Source organism: Protofrankia sp. Cas8, from assembly GCF_963555845.1.
Classification (GTDB): Bacteria; Actinomycetota; Actinomycetes; order Frankiales; family Frankiaceae; genus Protofrankia.
This window is the reverse complement of record NZ_CAUVXI010000060.1, coordinates 1-16,797: the sequence shown is the minus strand read 5'-3', so window position 1 is coordinate 16,797 and position 16,797 is coordinate 1. Positions and strand designations below refer to the sequence as shown.

The 16,797-nt window shown below is 69.5% G+C and carries 12 protein-coding genes and 2 pseudogenes; 13 read left to right on the top strand and 1 reads right to left on the bottom strand.

Features of this window, described 5'->3' with window-relative positions:
• The 7 genes and pseudogenes from U9977_RS11380 to U9977_RS11350 all read left to right on the top strand — a co-directional run.
• Positions 1-515: pseudogene (locus U9977_RS11380) on the top strand (hypothetical protein); the annotation flags it as partial.
• Positions 512-1,411 carry a sugar phosphate isomerase/epimerase family protein gene (locus U9977_RS11375; RefSeq protein ID WP_322749198.1) on the top strand — a complete coding sequence of 300 codons (900 nt, stop codon included), beginning with the start codon at positions 512-514 and terminating at the stop codon, positions 1,409-1,411. The pseudogene U9977_RS11380 and the gene U9977_RS11375, both read left to right, overlap by 4 nt.
• On the top strand, positions 1,408-2,124 hold the full coding sequence (locus U9977_RS11370) for an EboA domain-containing protein (protein WP_322749197.1): 717 nt from the start codon (positions 1,408-1,410) through the stop codon (positions 2,122-2,124). The genes U9977_RS11375 and U9977_RS11370 overlap by 4 nt, the downstream gene beginning before the upstream one ends.
• Positions 2,125-2,196: 72 nt before the next feature.
• Positions 2,197-3,099 (top strand): TatD family hydrolase, encoded by a 903-nt coding sequence (locus U9977_RS11365; protein ID WP_322749196.1) that lies wholly within the window; start codon positions 2,197-2,199, stop codon positions 3,097-3,099.
• Positions 3,100-3,197: 98 nt separating this feature from the next.
• A complete protein-coding gene (gene eboE / locus U9977_RS11360) occupies positions 3,198-4,430 on the top strand; it encodes a metabolite traffic protein EboE (RefSeq protein ID WP_322749195.1) in 1,233 nt (410 codons plus the stop codon).
• Positions 4,427-5,860, top strand: a complete 1,434-nt coding sequence (locus U9977_RS11355; RefSeq protein WP_322749194.1) for an alkaline phosphatase family protein — start codon at positions 4,427-4,429, stop codon at positions 5,858-5,860. Before eboE ends, U9977_RS11355 begins: the two co-directional genes overlap by 4 nt.
• A 68-nt stretch (positions 5,861-5,928) precedes the next feature.
• Positions 5,929-6,369, top strand: a complete 441-nt coding sequence (locus U9977_RS11350; protein ID WP_322749193.1) for a GAF domain-containing protein — start codon at positions 5,929-5,931, stop codon at positions 6,367-6,369.
• A 9-nt stretch (positions 6,370-6,378) separates the two neighbouring features.
• Here U9977_RS11350 and U9977_RS11345 read toward each other — a convergent pair whose 3' ends face one another.
• Positions 6,379-7,248, bottom strand: coding sequence for a DedA family protein (locus tag U9977_RS11345; protein ID WP_322749192.1), 870 nt, complete (start codon positions 7,246-7,248; stop codon positions 6,379-6,381).
• A gap of 177 nt (positions 7,249-7,425) precedes the next feature.
• Here U9977_RS11345 and U9977_RS11340 point away from each other — a divergent pair, with 177 nt between their 5' ends.
• The 6 genes and pseudogenes from U9977_RS11340 to U9977_RS11315 all read left to right on the top strand — a co-directional run.
• A complete protein-coding gene (locus U9977_RS11340; protein WP_322749191.1) occupies positions 7,426-8,097 on the top strand; it encodes a Uma2 family endonuclease in 672 nt (223 codons plus the stop codon).
• 217 nt (positions 8,098-8,314) lie between these two features.
• Positions 8,315-10,066, top strand: coding sequence for a Cas10/Cmr2 second palm domain-containing protein (locus U9977_RS11335; RefSeq protein WP_322749190.1), 1,752 nt, complete (start codon positions 8,315-8,317; stop codon positions 10,064-10,066).
• An 86-nt stretch (positions 10,067-10,152) separates the two neighbouring features.
• Positions 10,153-12,738, top strand: a complete 2,586-nt coding sequence (locus U9977_RS11330; RefSeq protein ID WP_322749189.1) for an RAMP superfamily CRISPR-associated protein — start codon at positions 10,153-10,155, stop codon at positions 12,736-12,738.
• Positions 12,738-14,423, top strand: a complete 1,686-nt coding sequence (locus U9977_RS11325) for an RAMP superfamily CRISPR-associated protein (protein WP_322749188.1) — start codon at positions 12,738-12,740, stop codon at positions 14,421-14,423. Before U9977_RS11330 ends, U9977_RS11325 begins: the two co-directional genes overlap by 1 nt.
• Positions 14,420-14,986, top strand: coding sequence for a CRISPR-associated protein Csx19 (gene csx19, locus U9977_RS11320; RefSeq protein WP_322749187.1), 567 nt, complete (start codon positions 14,420-14,422; stop codon positions 14,984-14,986). The genes U9977_RS11325 and csx19 overlap by 4 nt, the downstream gene beginning before the upstream one ends.
• Positions 14,979-16,797: pseudogene (locus U9977_RS11315) on the top strand (RAMP superfamily CRISPR-associated protein); the annotation flags it as partial. The gene csx19 and the pseudogene U9977_RS11315, both read left to right, overlap by 8 nt.

Here is a 16,797-nt window from a genome sequence, read left to right as displayed (position 1 = left end):
CCTACGATCTTGCCCTCAAGTCCACCCCGCTCGGTCCCGCCGCGATGGCCACCGCCCGAGCCCTCGACGTCATGCTCGGCGCAGGTCCACACCAAAGCCGCCGTTGCCTCCCCGCAGCGCTCGTCGTCGCCGGCCACACCTACGTGGTCACCGAGTTGAGTCGACGGGAGGTACAGGGCAGCGGCAAGGTGCTACCGAAGGTCACCCTGGGCGCGACCACGCTGGTCATCGTGGCAACCGCGGCCGTCACCCGCCGTCGGGGTACCCGGCGCCACCAGATCGCCGGCATGGGCCTGCTGGGTGCCTACGCCGGGACCTTCGGCGCGGCTCAGGCCGCTGTCGTACGCGACCCGGGCGCGCGCCACGTCCAGCAGGCGGTCGGCGCGGGAATCCTCGGGCTGGTTCCACTCCAGGCTGCGATCACGGCATGCAGCGGCAGGCTTCGGGCGGCCGGCGCGCTGGCCCTGCTCTTCCCGGTAGCCCGGACCCTGGCCAGACGGGTGTCACCGACATGAATGGGCCGCTGCGCTTCGGCTACGGCACCAACGGCTTTGCCGACCACCGCATCGACGATGTCATCGCCGTGCTGGCCGGCATGGGCTACGACGGGATCGCACTCACGCTTGATCATCAGCATCTCGACCCGTTCGACGCCGACCTCGCCCGCCAGGTACGGCGTGTCGGTGCCCGGCTCGCCGCGGCCGATCTCGCCGTCGTGATCGAAACGGGCGCCCGGTACCTGCTCGACCCCTGGCACAAGCACAGCCCCACCCTCACATCTCCCGACGGCCGGGAACGGCGACTGGACCTGCTGCGGCGGGCGGTCGGTGTCGGAGCGGATCTCGGCGCCGAAGCGGTGTCGTTCTGGAGTGGAACGGTGCCGGCCGGGGTCCCCCGCACCCTCGCCTGGGAGCTGCTGGTTGACGGCTGTGCCAGCGTGGTCGCGGCGGCCGAGCAGGCAGGGGTCCAGCTCGGATTCGAACCCGAACCGGGAATGATGATCGAGGATCTCGCCGGCTACGAGCGCCTGCGAAACGCCCTCGGCGCGCCTGCTGCCTTCGGCCTCACCCTCGACATCGGCCACTGTCGTTGCCTGGAGCCCGCGTCTGTGCCCGAGTGCATCCTGAGCTCCGCGGACCGGCTGGTCAACGTGCAGATCGAGGACATGCGCCGAGGTGTCCACGAGCACCTGGAGTTCGGCTCAGGCGAGATCGATTTTCCCCCGGTCCTGGATGCGCTGATCAGGATCGGATACGGCGGGCTGGTATCGGTCGAGCTACCCCGGCACAGCCATGCCGCGCCGCTGGTGGCCCGGCGTTCCCTGGACTTCCTGCGGCAGGCGTGCGCGCCGGGGACAAGTCCTCCCGGAAACGATCCATCCACGGTGAGCCTGGGAGGTGACATCACATGACAGCTGGCGACAGAGCAACTGGCGAGCGGGCAACTGGCGAGCGAGCGACCGGCGACGGGGGGCTGTCCGTCGACGGACTTGCCTCGACGCTCGCGCTCAGGCTCACCGGTGCCGGACATGCGTGGCTGACCAACGCGGTCAGCGCCGTCGGCGGTTCCGCCGACACGATTGACCAGCTCTTCCCGGCGGTGCGTCGGCACTGCGGCCACGGGCCGCTGCTCGCGTCCACCGGCCCGGCCACCGGCCCGGCCACCGGCCCGGGGCTGCACGGCTGGACCGTCGACGAGGCAGCCCGAGTACTGCTACTCACGGCGCTGCCAATCTCCGGCGACGCACTGGCCGGCACAGTCGCGAGGTTGTACGAACGCGGCGACGCCGCGGAGCGCCGCGCAGTGCTACGGGCACTGCCGCTGCTGGACGTCGGCCCGGACACCGTCGCGATCGTTCGGGACGCCCTACGCACGAACGACGCCACGCTGGTGGCCGCGGCACTCGGCCCGTACGCGGCCCGGCACCTCGACGACGCCTCGTGGCGTCAGGGGGTGCTCAAGTGTGTCTTCCTCGGTGTCCGGCTGAGCGAGGTCGCGGACCTGACCCGGCGGGCGGACGAGGAACTCGTGCGGATGCTGGTCGCGTTCGCGCACGAACGCATCGCCGCCGGCCGGGATGTGCCACCCGACGTGCTGGCTGTGGTGGAGAGCTTTCAACCCTGACCGATCTCGCCCTGACCGATCTCGCCCTGATCGATGTCGTTTTGATCGATGTCGTCCGTCGGAAGGCAGCGCATGCGTATTTTCGACCCCCACATCCACATGACGAGTCGAACCACCGACGACTATGAGGCGATGTACGCGGCCGGAGTCCGTGCCCTGGTGGAGCCGGCGTTCTGGCTCGGGCAACCCCGCACGTCCATCGGCAGTTTTGTCGACTACTTCGACGGGCTGCTCGGCTGGGAGCCGTTTCGAGCAGCCCAGTTCGGAATCGCACATCATTGCACGATCGCGCTGAACCCGAAGGAAGCCAACGATCCCCGCTGTAAGCCGGTTCTTGATCTACTTCCCCGGTACCTGGTGAAGGACCGGGTGGTCGCGGTCGGGGAGATCGGATTCGACTCGATGACCTCCGAGGAGGAGCGTGCCTTCGCCACCCAGCTCACGCTCGCTGTCGAACACGACCTACCCGCGCTGGTACATACCCCGCACCGCGACAAAGCAGCTGGAACATCGCGAAGCCTTGAGCTCATCGATGCATCGGGCATCGCGCCGGAACGGGTCGTACTCGATCATCTCAATGAGGTCACGGTCGGTCTGGTTGCCGGCACCGGCTGCTGGATGGGTTTCTCGATCTACCCGGATACCAAGATGGACCCCGACCGGATGGTCCGCATCCTCACCGAGTACGGAACCGAACGGATGCTGGTGAACTCGGCCGCCGACTGGGGACGCAGTGACCCGTTGCGCACCCGGGCCACCGGCGAGGCGATGCTCGCCGCGGGATTCGACGCCGACGACGTCGAGACTCTTCTGTGGCGCAACCCGGTCACGTTCTACGGCCAGAGCGGACGCCTGGAAATCGACGGCCTCGACGCCGTGGGCACCGACAGCACCGACAGCACCGACACGGCCGCGCCCGCCCCTGCCGCGGACGCCCTGTTCGCCGGCAATTCGGTGCTGCGCGGTGTCCGATGACCCGGCCCATTGCACGATCATGCAGGTCAGGCCGGTGCCACGGGTCAGCCCGGTGCGGCGATGTCACGTCCGCCCGGCGTGGATGAGGGGCCGTCACCATGCGCTTTCGACACCGCGACGGCACCGTCGTCCACCTGGCGTACTGCACGAACGTCCATCCCGCCGAAGATCTTGCCGGTGTTCGGGACCAACTGGTCAGATACGCCGAGCCGATCCGCGAACAGCTCGGCGTCGACCGGCTCGGGCTCGGGCTGTGGCTCGCCCACGATGTCGCCACGGCGCTGGACACCAACCCCGCCGACCTGGCCCGGCTGCGAGCCGAGCTGGTCGCCCGCGGTCTGGAGGTCGTGACCCTCAACGGCTTTCCCTACCGGCACTTCCACGCTCCGGTGGTCAAGCACGGCGTCTACACACCGGACTGGTCCCAGCCGGACCGGCTCGTCTACACCACCGTGCTGGCGCGCCTGCTCACCGGGCTGATGCCCGACGACGCGGCCCGCGGGAGCATCTCCACCCTTCCCCTGGGCTGGCGGAGCTGGTGGAATGACAGCCGCCGGGATGACGCCGCCCGCCAGCTCGCCGCGCTCGCCGACGAACTCGCCGACCTGGAGCACCGGACCGGGCGCACAGTTCGGGTCGGATTCGAGCCGGAGCCCGGCTGTGTGGTGGAGAGCACCGATGACGCCGTGCGCCGCCTCGCCGGCATCGACACCTTCGACACGTCCAGGCTTGGAATCTGCCTGGACGCCTGTCATCTCGCGGTGGGCTTCGAGGATCCGCAGGCCGCCCTGGGCAGACTCGCCGCGGCCGGTCTGGCGGTGGTCAAGGTCCAGGCGTCCTGCGCGTTGCATGCTCCTGATCCAGCCGCGCCGGGCGCCCGCGACATCCTCGGGGGGTTCGTCGAGCCCCGGTTCCTGCACCAGACTCGCGAACTGGCCGAGCCCGGACCGGACAACGGGTTCGGCGGCGGGTCCGACGTTGGGTCCGAGCGCCGCCTGCACGCCCGCGACGATCTACCCGACGCGCTCTACGGACAGCGCGCACTGCCCGCCCGCGGGCCCTGGCGTGTCCACTTCCACATCCCGTTACACGCCACGCCGGCAGGGCCGGTTGGCAGCACCCGGGACGTCCTGGACGATGTTCTCGCCAACGTGTTCGGTGGGCGACATGCGGTTACCGACCATGTTGAGGTGGAGACCTACACCTGGACGGTCCTACCCGAACGGGACCGCCCGACCGATGAGAAGTCCCTTGCCGCCGGGATCGCCGCCGAGCTGGACTGGACGCGGCGAGCGCTGGCCCGCCACGGGCTGGTGGAGGTGTCATCATGAGCGCGTCCCCGACGGCCCCCACCGCCGTGCTCGTCCTCGACGTCGTCGGGCTGACCCCGGCGCTTCTTCCGCACATGCCGCATCTGCGCGCGCTCGGCGCCGAGGGTTTCACGGCCACGCTGGACCCGGTGTTTCCCGCGGTCACCTGCTCGGTGCAGTCATCCATGCTCACCGGATTGCCACCACGGGACCACGGCGTGGTTGGGAACGGCTGGTACTTCCGGGATCTCGGCGAGGTCCTGCTGTGGCGCCAGCACAACGGTCTGGTCGCGGGCGAGAAAATCTGGCATGCCGCCCGCCGGCAGAACGGCGACTATCGGGTCGCGAATATCTGTTGGTGGTACGCGATGGGCGCGGACGTCGACATCACTGTCACGCCCCGACCCATCTATCACATGGATGGCCGCAAATCACCGGACTGCTACACCGTCCCCCCCGAACTGCACGACGAACTGACCGATCACTTTGGTCCTTTTCCGCTGTTCAAGTACTGGGGCCCGGGAGCGGGCCTACCCTCCTCGCAGTGGATCATTGACGCAGCCGGGCGAATCCTGGACCGCAGCCGGCCGGATCTCACGTTCGTCTACATCCCGCACCTCGACTACGATCTGCAGCGCTACGGGCCGGACTCCGCCCAGGCCAGGACCGCGGCCGGCAATGTCGACACGGCGCTGGCGCCACTGCTGACACAGGCCCGCGCCGCGGGCACCACCGTCGTCGCACTCAGCGAATACGGGATCACCGATGTGCACGGGACGATCGACATCAACCGGATGCTCCGCCGCGAGGGTCTGTTACGCGTATACGTCCAGGCCGGCATGGAGTACCTCGACCCGTGGACGTCGAAGGCGTTCGCCGTAGCCGACCACCAGGTCGCCCACGTCTACGTGGCGGATCCCGCCGACGTGGCGCGCGTGCAAGCCATGATTGCCATGCTGCCCGGGGTGGACGCCGTTCTTGACCGCGGCGCCCAGGCGACGTTCGGTATCGACCACGAACGCGCGGGCGAGCTGGTGGCGATCGCCGAACCCGACCACTGGTTCACCTACTACTACTGGCTCGACGACGACCGTGCCCCTGACTTCGCCCGCTGCGTCGAGATCCACCGCAAGCCCGGCTACGATCCCGCCGAACTGTTCCTCAATCCCGCCGACCCGTGGGCCAAGGCGCGCATCGCCCTCGCGCTCGCCCGCAAGGCGGTCGGCCTGCGCTACACCATGGCGGTGATTCCGCTCGTCCCGTCCATGATCCGGGGAAGTCACGGCCGACTGCCCGACGACCCGCGCAACGGGCCGGTACTGCTGTGCTCCGACCCGAGCGTCGCACGGGAGCGTTACCGCGCCACCGAGGTGAAGGACCTGCTACTGCGTCTGGCGGGAATGACAGAACCCAACACGACTTCGCGGCACGGCACAGTAACGGCACAGTAACGGAATAGCGGCGGGACAGCGGCGGCAGACGGCGGGACAGCACAGTGACCGATACGGCGGGAGCGGGCATGTCAGCGAATTCTGACGCGAACACAGACGGCGAGGGAAGGGACATAGGTGGATGGCTGGTTGATTTCCTACGCGCGCACGGTGGGATTGCCGGTTCGGTACATTTCCGCAACGGGGACGATCTTGTGCTGGTCGCCGCTCACAATATCCCGCCGCAGGTTCAGAAGATTACCGCGGTCGTTCCCCGCGGCAAAGGTATGGCGGGCCTGGCGCTGGCCCGGGGAGAAGCTGTACAGACCTGTAACCTGCAGACCGACGACTCGGGCGATGTACGACCCGGTGCCCGGGAGGTGAACGCGAACGCCGCGGTCGCCCTGCCGGTTACCGATTCGGCGGGGCGGGTTCGCGCGATCGTGGGTATCGCCTTCGGCACCGAACGGGAGATCCCGACGCAGGAGATGATCACTCTGCTGGCCGGCTCGGCTGATCTGCCCACCTGACGGCGCCCGTCAGGAGCCATCCGGAGGCTGGTCCCGGACCGTCGGGGGGGCCTGCATCCGGACGCGCCGTGCCCCTCCCGCCAGCCACCAGCGCGAGTGCGCACCAAGGCCACGAAGGCGCCGGCGATGACGAAAGGCCGTCCAGGCGATCAGTAGGACGCCCAGAGCGACGAAGCTGAGCACGGTGTCGTGGGAGATGGCGGTAGCGAGATCAACCGCGTCGTCGCCGAGCGCGTAGCCCAGACCGACGACGGCCGCGGTGCGCAGGAACGTGCCAATGGCATCGCCGATCACGAACCGGAGCAGCGACATCCCGTGCCATCCGGTGGCCGCGTAGATCAGCTGGTTCGGGACGGGCAACCATGGTGCGAGCACCAACGCACCGAATCCCCAACGCCCCGTCAGCCGGTCGACACGGTCGGCGAACTCGACGCTCCTGGGATGCCCACGGGTGATGAGATCGACCGCCGAGCGCCCGTACCGACGGCCCGCCCACCAGCCGAACGCGTCCAGCGGCACCCAGCCGAGCGTCGGCGCTGTGAGGGCAGCGACGAGACCGGCCTTGCCGGCCCGGGCGAATGCGCCGGCGGCGACCATGGCCGGCGAGGTGGCACCGAGGAGCTCGAGCAGGACCGGGTCGGTGCCGATCAGCTGTGGGATCAGCAGCACGCTGGCCGACGCCCATACCGTCTGGGCGACCAGGCCGCCGACGCACATGGCGTCCACCGGCCGTATCCGGGCCCACCACCGGCGCCCGGACGCGCGTGCCGGGTCAGCTGGCTCCGCGGCTGTCACGACACATGCCGCGCTTTCCCCGGTTCCCGTGCTGCCCGTACTGCCCACCGTGGCGGTCGCGAGCGGAGCCACGGTGTCACCCACCCCACTATGGTCGATCGACCAGGCATGACGCGCCCGGGAATCCCGTGATCCGAGCGCACGGCCACCGAGGCCGCTGCGAGCCGACGGACGATTCTTCGCTCATCGTCGTAAATCAGTCACTCATCGATGTATGCTTCACAGCAAATGTGCCGTCCGAATCCGAGGAGGAGTGGCACCATGACAGCTGTGGCGGTGAACCGTGACCCGGTGGCGCAGGAGCCGCAGGAGCCGCAGGACAGGCCGCTCGGTCGGCCGCTGGACATCACCGGCCTCGTCGAGTGGCCGCTGCCGGTCGGCCGGGTCGACTTCGACGAAGGTCTGGCCTACCTCCATGCCGTCGACCCCGGCGGCTACACCACCGACCACCTCGACCAGGCGCCTGACGACTGGCGGCGCTGGGAACTCCTCGACGGCGTCGTCGTCGTGAGCCCGGCCCCCGGCTACGACCACCAACGAGTCGTGATCCGGCTCGGCGCCATCCTCCTCGCCGCCGAACAGGGCCTGAAACGGACCCTGGTCGCACCGTTCGACGTGCCCGTGTCGCTGAAGAAGAGGTTTCAACCCGACGTTCTCGTCCTGCCCGACAGGGAGACGCGCCTGCCGCTCTTGGCCGTCGAGGTGCTGTCCAGGTACGGCCGGCGCTACGACACGGAGGAGAAGCGCGTCGCCTACCAGAACGCCGGTATCCGCTCCTACTGGATCGTCGATCCGAAGGTCCCGTCGGTGACCGTCCACCTGCTCGGCGGCAATGGTTGCTACGACGTCGTCGCCACCATCCGCGGCGACGAACCGTGCGAACTCGCCGAGCCCTTCCCCGTCGCCTTCCGCCCCGCCGACCTGCTGACCTGACTCTCGCCACGGTCGCCGTGGTCGAGGACGGCGCCGCACGCCGAGACGAGCTACCTCCAGCCATCCACAACATTCGAACCATCGGACGCCAATGCGGCATGGTGACCGCGCCGATGTCCGTCAGGAGTGCGTGGGGCGGCATGGTGACCGGCCTGCGCCGACGCGTAGTGTGCCGTCCACGGTGCCGCGTCAGGCCTGAGGGGGAGGGGATGTAGGCGTGGACTGCTATCTCGTGCTGCTTGAAACGTCTGGCAACCAGAACTTCATTTTCGACACCAACAAGCGACGGGAGAACGTCGGCGCGTCCCACCTCATCGCGAGTCTCGCCGCCTGGACGGAAGAAGCGCTGAAAGCCCTTGTCACCGGATGGACGAGACGGTCACGGGTCCCGGCACACACCGCCGAACTGGTCACCGCCACCTCCGGCGATGTCAAGGTCCTGTTGACAGACCGCGAACGGGCACAGGAGCTGGTCACCCGGGTGACCCGGAAAGCCATCGAGGTGGCATCGGGGCTCGACGTGTGCGGTGTCGTCATTCGCTTCCAGTGGGACGACGAAGACCCCGATCCGGTGATGGACGCCATCACAACTGCATATGCGACGCTTCCTGAGGTACGTACACGAAGGGCCGGTCCGCAGTCGCGATTTCCGCGGCTGCCCATCGTCGACCAGTGCACCTCCAGCGGCCTGCCCGCCGCCTACCTGTACGACGAGACGTCCGGTAGCCGATCGCCCCGGCGCGCCGGCGCGGCGAACGCTCGGCTGGTGCCACGGTCGCACCCGTCCGCGGCCAAGTTGGAGGCGGCGCACGACGGATACGACCGACTGGCAAGGGTGACGGTCGGATGGACCGATCCCAACGGCTGTAGACGCCCTGCCCCCTGGGAGAAAGCGGCGGCGGTCGCCGACGAGGACACCGGGTCCGAGCCCCGCATCGATATTGATGAGGATGAGGCTCGGGAGGGGATCGAGGCGGTAGCCGACTACCTGGAGCGCCACGCCGAATGGGTGGCGGTCGTCCACGCCGACGTCAACGGCCTCGGTGCGGTGCTCAGGAATCTCACCACCCGGCAGGCTGTCCAAGGCTGCCGTGGGTACGTCGACCTCCTCGCCGCCTACTCCGAACGCATCGACTGCGCGGCACATGAGGCGTTCCGTGCGGCGCTCGACGAGCTCCGGTTCTATCCAGGGATAAAAAAAGTCAGGAGACCGGGCGCATCCGGAAGCTTCTTCCCGGTCCTGCCGCTCATTCTCGGCGGAGACGACCTCACGGTCGTGTGCGACGGAAATGCGGCGTTACCCTTCACGGCCGCCTTCCTGCAGGCATTCGAAAACCGGACAGCAGCTTTGTTGCACCCTAAGGAAAAACAGCTCACGGCGGCGGCCGGCGTCGCCGTCGTCAAGCAACACTACCCGTTCTCCTCGGCGTATCAGCTCGCCGACGAGCTCACGGACGAGGCCAAGTGCGTGAAAGCCAAGGCTACCGGCGCAAGCGCGCTGTCCTTTCACGTCCTGTACGACAGCGCCGCGACCGCACTGGACGATCTGCGGGCACGCACAACGTTGCCCGGGGGTGACCGGCTCGTTGCCCAGCCATACATCATCACCGGGAATGACAATGCCGGATGGGCGGACGGTCGCCGGTGGTCGGACCTGCTGGCCCGGGTCACCGCGCTGCGGGGGACCGTCGATCCCACCGACGGCGACAGCGACCGCGGACGCGCTCTCCCACGCAGCCAGACCCACACCCTGCGTGCCGGGCTGTACCTCGGCCGCGACACCGCCGACGGTCGCTTCCAACTGCTGCGCAACCGCTACAGCCGCAGCGGCTTGTCTGCGCTGGCCGCCAACAGTGAACGCTGGTCGCTGTTCTGGGAGGAAGGCGGTGTCCACATCACCGGTCTGCTCGATGCGATGGACGCCGAGGAGTTCATCGGTGACCGCGACGAGACGGCGGCAAGCCGGTGACCGCGCACGAGACCGCTCCTCCCGCACCGGCCGCGGCGCAGGAACAGCCGGCGGTCTCCTCGTCGATATCGACGCAGCCGCCGCAGATGTCGGGTCCTGCACCGCTTCCCACCGGTACTCCCCTGTCCTACCGGCTCGTGTTGACCTCCGATTGGCATCCGGGCACGGGAACCGGACGCCCCGGCGACGTCGACCAACTGGTCAACCGTGACCTCGACGGCCTGCCGTACCTGCCGGCTAAGACCGTCACCGGCGTGTGGCGTGACGCCTGCGAAATCGTGGCCCGCACGTTGGACGGCGACGGCGACGGACCATGGCAGGGCTGGGTGAGGTTCGCCTTCGGTAGCCAGCCGGCTCTTTCCGGTAGCCCGACAACGACCCGAGGCACGGGACGGGATGCCGCCGGAGCAGCGGATGGGAAGGCGCCCTCCCCGCCCGCCAGCACGGCGCCGCCGGTGGCCGCGGCGGTGTCGATTCGGGCGGCCCGCTACTGCGATGGCGTGCGCGCAGCACTGGCCGGCGACCCGTTCGTCCGTGAAGCCGTCACCTTCGTCAAACCGGGTGTGCGCGTCGACCGGGACACCGGTCGCGCCACGCCCGGGATGTTGCGGTTCTCCGAGCAGGCCCGGGTCGGGTCAGTCCTGCACGGCACGTTCGAGCTCACCGGCACCGCCTCGCCGGGCGGCCTGGCGTCCGCGGCACCGCTGGACGAAAACGCCCGGCGCTGCGTCACAGCGCTGTTGCTTGCCGGCAGCAGGCTCGTCGAACAGATCGGTGGAAAGCGCCGCCGCGGTAACGGACGGTGCACACTGGAACTCCCGTCGATCATCGATCCGACACCGTGGTGGGACTGGTTGGAAACCGCCTCTCCCCCGCGGCCACCAGCCGTCGATGCCGCGCCCCCCGCAGCCACACCCACACCCACGCCAACCCCGTGGCCGCACCCGACTCCGGTGCCCGGCTGGGAGATTGCGCGACTGAGGATCACCTTGGACGACCCGCTGCTGGCCGGCGGGCGTCAGCTCGGCAACCAGGTGATGGGCCGCGACCACATCCCCGGGTCCACCCTGCTGCCCGGCGCGCTGCGACGCCTCGGACCGGCAGGCCAGGCCGCGCTCCTCGCCGGCCACCTGGTGGTGACAGACGCGACCGTGGACGTCGCAGGCGAACGCGGACTGCCCGTGCCACGCACGTTCGGTGCGGTGAAGACCGAACCGGGTCGGATCATCAACCGCGCCAACACCGACGCGCGCACGCTGGAGACCCGCAAGATCGACGGGTACGTCGCCACCACCCGACCGCTGCGGCAGGTCAGACCGACACTGTCGGTCCACACACACAACAGCGTGAACGACACGATGCAACGGCCGACGACCGACGAGGGCGGCGGCGTGTACACCTACCGTGCGCTGGCGACCAAGCGACCGCTGGTCGCTGAGATACGGGTACGTGCGGGCCTGCTGCCCGCCGGATGGGCCGAGGACCTGTCGGGTTCATGGGTGCTGGGACGCTCCCGCAAGGACGACTACGGCCGGGCAACGGTCAGCGCGACGCCAGTGTCACCGCCTGCGCCGCGGGCACGGCTTGTCGACGCCCGCCGCATCGTCGTCTGGCTGGTCAGCGACATGATCCTGCTGGACGAACGGCTGCGCGCGTCCAGCGATCCGGAGTTGCTGCGAGAAGCGCTCACCCGGGAGCTGCGCCTGCCCGCCACGGCGCTGAAGCACGTCGGCTCGGCGGACGGTCGCCGGAGCCATACGTTCGCGGTGACACGCACCGAGTCGTGGCACACCCGCTGGTGTCGGCCGCGTCCGACTCTGCTCGGCCTGGCCGCCGGCAGCATTGTGACCTACGACATCACGGCGGGTGACAGCAGTGGCGGTATCACTCCGCGGCTGGATCCGACGCTGGTCGCCGAGCTGGAGACCGGGGGCCTCGGGGAACGGCGCGGCGAAGGGCTCGGTCAGCTGTGCATCGCCGCCGTCCCGGGGCCCTCGGGGGGCGTCGAGGACGGACCCGAGGTCATCACACGCTTCGCCGACACACAGGAGCCCGCCGAGAAGGCCCTGGCGGCACGGACGGAACCCCGCGAGGCCGCGGCCGGTGCCGCACCGGGTACGACAATTCCCGTCGGCGGCGCGGGCGCGGCGGATACCCGTGCCACGAACACCGAGCCCACGAACACCGACATCCTGTCGGCCGACGACATCGCGCTCATCGCGGCGCTGCGCACGGAGGCCTGGCGAGCAGAAATCGCGAGGCGTGCCGTCAAGGTCGCATCCGACCCCGACGGCCTACGCCGGGTGTTCGGCGACGGCGTCGACAAGGTCCCGCCGTCGCAGCTCGCCCAGCTCCGCGACATCCTGCCCCGGCTGGCTGACCGCGCGGCCACCGAATCGCTCGTCGACAGGCTCGTCGACCCGTCCCGCCGGCGATCATGGCCAGATGGCGTCGGCAGACAGCTGAAGGCCCTCCTCACCAGACCTGGCCAGGTGTGGGAGGCCCTTGGCTGGGTCGGCCCCGCGGGCCCGACGGCCGGCGGCCAGACCCATGAAACGCCGCACGCCGCGACGATCGCCGCGAACCTGCGGACGGAGCTGTGGCAGGAGGCGGTGCAGACGTTGGTCCTGACCTGCCTGACCGCGCACCGCCGGAACCGGGAGGCGAAGTGATGGCCGGACGACCTTTGCGCCACCGGCTGCGGGTCCGCGGCTGGCTTGAGGTGCGCTCGCCGCTGCACGTCGGCGGGCTCGGGCACGACCCGGACGTGGACCTGTCGGTCGCGCTCGACGGCATGTCACGGCTGTACGTGCCCGGGACGAGCCTCGCCGGAGTGTGCCGCCACTGGATGACGGGCCGCCGCACCGACGCGAACGCCCTCGGTGAGCTGTGGGGATTCACCGACAACACCGACGGCCGGGCGAGCCGGGTGCTCGTCCGCGACGGCCTCATCTGCGCTGAACCGAACGGCGAAGCGCCCTTCCCGGTGACCCGGCTGGACGCCCGTACCTCCGTCGGGATCGACCGGTATACCGGTGCCGCCGCCTACGGCATCCTGTTCTCCCGGGCGGTCATCCCCGTCGGGGCGTTCATCCGGTTCGAACTCGACGTCGAGTCCGGTGCGTCCGACCCGGCCGACGTCGACTGGCTCCGTGACCGCGCCCGCCTCGCGGCGCTGCTGGACGCCCTCGGCCGTGGCGATGTGCTCCTCGGCGCCGCCACGACCCGTGGGCTCGGCCGTATCCGGCTGGCACCCGGCGTCGAGCTCGAAGAACACGACCTCGGCAACGCCACCGGCCTGATCGCGCTGCTGCGCGGCGAGCCGGGCAGACCTGGCCTGGACGAACTGCGCGGCGAACCCGACCTTGACCTGCGCCACCGCCTGGCCGTCACCATCGACTGGACACCGGACGCTGCGGTGATGGTGCGCGCCGATCGCGACGGTGTCGCCGTCGACACACTGCCGCTGACGGGTGCGGACGGCGCCGACACGGTACGCCTGGTACTGCCCGGATCCAGTGTGAAAGGGGCGCTGCGCAGCCACGCGGAGCGGATCCTGCGCACGCTGGAGAATCGACGGGCGCCGCGGCCCGTCGGCGACGCCATAGCCGACACGACGGCGTTCCGCGCGCAACTCGATCAGCTGCACCTGGCGAAGGTGCTGTTCGGCGGGGCGCCGCCGGCCACGCAGTCCGACGTCCACCGTTCGGTCCTGGAAATTCCCATCGACCCGGCCAACGGTATCGAAGAGCTTCCCGACGCTCAGGATGAGCGATCCGCCATCCCGGGCGGGCCGGTAGATGCACCCGGCAGACAGTTCGCCTACGGGGTGGGCGCGGTCGCCGTCGCGGACTGTCGCTCGGCGCAGCCGCTGGCGGCCGACGTTTGGCGGAAGATCGCCACGGAAGCCGACCTCGGCGCGATGCTGGCGGACAGCGGCAAACCCGAGCAGGACGGCCAGAGCTACCGGCAGTGGCTGTCAGCGCACGGGTTCGATCAGGCGGACCACGTCGCCATCGACCGGTGGACCGGCGGCGCGGCCGACAAGTTGCTGTTCACCGTTCTGGAGCCGTGGAACGTCCAGTGGGAACCGATCGAGCTGACCGTCGACATCGCGCGGTTGGGCGATGAGGCGGACCCGTCCCTGGCGTTGCTGATGCTCGTGTTACGCGATCTGCGCGACCGTCGGCTGCCGATCGGCCAGGGCACCACCCGCGGTTTCGGTGACATCACCGCCAGCGTGATCATCGACACGCCGGACGGCGCATCGGAACTTGGTGACTACCTTGTGTCACCGACTGGCAGGCAACTGCGGGACGCGTGGGAAGCACTGTGGAAGGAACAGGCTGCGGCATGAGCGGAGTACGCGGAGTAGAACGACTCGGGTCGCGGTTGCTGCGCGGACCGCTGCCCCCAATGCTCACCCAGGTAGCGGAACTGGCGGGTGGCATCGCACTGCTTTCGTCACCCGAAGCTTACACCGTCGCCACCGTTGGTGATGACGGTAGGTGCAGGGCGCCAGACGGCGGTATGCCGGGGGGTGAGGTGGACCTCGGCCGGGTCTATGAGGCGCGTGCCTTCACCCGGGAAGTGGAACTGCGGTGGGTACGGCGCGGCGACAGCGGCCAGGGCGTGCTGCTCGGCGAGCAGGTGACCGGCGACAACCTGTGGACGGACCTGCAGACGGCGGATCTGCACTACCTGCTGTGGGGTGAGGTGGTCGACGGAGACGAGCCGGCAGGCTGGGTCTCGCTGTCGTCGGCACGGATCGGCACCCTGCTGGTACCGGCGGTACCCCCGCAAGGACGCAGGCTGCGACTGCGGGCACGCGAATACATCGCGGTGGAACCCGAGCACGGCAACTCCTATGTGCTCGACGAACGGCTGATCGCCATCGAGGAGGGGCAGGTCGATGAGTGAGGCCCTCAGCTCTGATCACAGCAGCAGCGCCGCCGCCGGCGGCGGCACCCACACTCGCAGCGGACGTCTGCACTGGCAGCCCTCGGGAGCCGACGGCGGCCGGCTGGTGGTCGTCGACGGGTCGAACCGACGCAAGATCCCGCAACCGGGCAAGGCCCTGGTCGACGACCTGGGTGCGCTTGCCCCCGCCGATCTCGACGGGCTCAGCGTCGACTACGAATGGGTGAAGGGCCAGGTCAGGGGTGTCCGCCGGGCAGGCACCCCGCTGCCGAGCCGTCCCCCTTCCACGCAATCGACCCTGCCCGCCGCGTCCTCCGACACCGGCCGGCGGACCCCGTCGCAAGAGCCTGCCACCCGCGCATCGAATGAAGCGGGCGTCGGTCAGCACAGCATTCCCCCGCGCAGGCAAGGGAACCGGCATGCAGACGGGCAGCGTCCCGGCTGGACCCGCCCGACCGGCCCGCCGTCCGCTCAGGGGTCCGCCCGGCAGGCGGTCAGCGCTGTGGACCTGTTCCGGAACCCGTACACCTTCGTGCCGGCGCTGGCACGCGACGGTGCAGGACCGCTCGGAGACGCCCCACCCGCTGGCCACGACGTGTGGGAACAGGACCGCTGGAGCGGGCGGATCGGTGTGACGCTGACGGCCGTCACACCGCTGCTGCTGCTGGACACCGCGCAGGCGAAGACGGACGACCGGGGTCACACAACGTACTCGGGGCTGCTGCGCGACGGCAGACCACACATCCCGGCGACGGCGGTCAAGGGGATGTTGCGAGCAGCCTATGAGGCGGCGACCAACTCCCGACTCGGTGTCTTCACCGGCCATGACGAACCGCTGGGATTTCGCCCGCCGGCCAGCGCGAGCCTTGCCCTGGTACCGGCACGCGTCGGCCGGGACGCCAAAACGGTCGACCTGCTGACCGGTACCGCGCCGCTCGGCCAGCGGCCGTCGCCGCAGGCCGTGATGTACGCGGCCTGGCTACCGCGGTACGGGTCAGCATCCCGGCGGCCTGTGCTCTACGGCGACCAGTCGGAGCCGGAGCACCGGGACGAGGTCAGGGTCCGGCTGCGGCTGATCCAGCACTACCGCTGGGACAAGCACCGGCAGGATCACGCCGCCGACTTCCGCTACTGGCAGGTGGTGGCGATCGCTCGGGCCGGCGAGCCGTTCCCGGCTGAGACAAAGGTCGCCGACCCGGTGTGGCGTGAGCGGTTCACCGTGCACGAGCCGCTGCCCGACACCCGGGAGGCGGCGGGCTGGGTCTGTGTGAACAACCGCAACTTCAGCCGCAAACACGATGAACGGCTCTTCTTCGGCGATTCGCACACCCGGGAGCTGGCGGACACGGCGAAGAAGGCGTGGACGGCACTCGTCAACGACTACCGCAATGCTCACCGGCATGCCGACGTCTGGGAGCGGCCGAACGTGAGTACCGACCGGCGCGGCGAAACGCCGAAGCCACCCCGCGGTGGCAGAGAGAAGTTCGCCCCGCCGCAGAAATGGCTCGGCCGGGAACCGGGGAAGACGGCGTGGAGTCGCCACCTGTACGAGGAGGGAGCGGAGAAGCTCCGCCCCGGCGACCTGTGCTACGCCCTCCTCGATTCGCGGGGGAACCTCGACGCCCTGTACCCGGTGATGATCGCCCGGGAGCTCTTTTCCACATCGCCCAAGGATCTTCTCCACCCGTCGCTCCGCCCGGCGTCGACCCGCGACGAGCTGTCGCCCGCGGACCGGGTCTTCGGCTGGGTGAATCCGGACGGCCACGGTGCATACCGGGGACAGCTGCGGGTGGGACCGGTCACGCTGGACG

Bases quoted from the DNA above. Each gene is read 5' to 3' on its own strand.
- U9977_RS11375 (WP_322749198.1), top strand. From the start codon at position 512: ATGAATGGGCCGCTGCGCTTCGGCTACGGCACCAACGGCTTTGCCGAC.
- U9977_RS11370 (WP_322749197.1), top strand. From the start codon at position 1,408: ATGACAGCTGGCGACAGAGCAACTGGCGAGCGGGCAACTGGCGAGCGA.
- U9977_RS11365 (WP_322749196.1), top strand. From the start codon at position 2,197: ATGCGTATTTTCGACCCCCACATCCACATGACGAGTCGAACCACCGAC.
- eboE (WP_322749195.1), top strand. From the start codon at position 3,198: ATGCGCTTTCGACACCGCGACGGCACCGTCGTCCACCTGGCGTACTGC.
- U9977_RS11355 (WP_322749194.1), top strand. From the start codon at position 4,427: ATGAGCGCGTCCCCGACGGCCCCCACCGCCGTGCTCGTCCTCGACGTC.
- U9977_RS11350 (WP_322749193.1), top strand. From the start codon at position 5,929: ATGTCAGCGAATTCTGACGCGAACACAGACGGCGAGGGAAGGGACATA.
- U9977_RS11340 (WP_322749191.1), top strand. From the start codon at position 7,426: ATGACAGCTGTGGCGGTGAACCGTGACCCGGTGGCGCAGGAGCCGCAG.
- U9977_RS11330 (WP_322749189.1), top strand. From the start codon at position 10,153: ATGTCGGGTCCTGCACCGCTTCCCACCGGTACTCCCCTGTCCTACCGG.
- U9977_RS11325 (WP_322749188.1), top strand. From the start codon at position 12,738: ATGGCCGGACGACCTTTGCGCCACCGGCTGCGGGTCCGCGGCTGGCTT.
- csx19 (WP_322749187.1), top strand. From the start codon at position 14,420: ATGAGCGGAGTACGCGGAGTAGAACGACTCGGGTCGCGGTTGCTGCGC.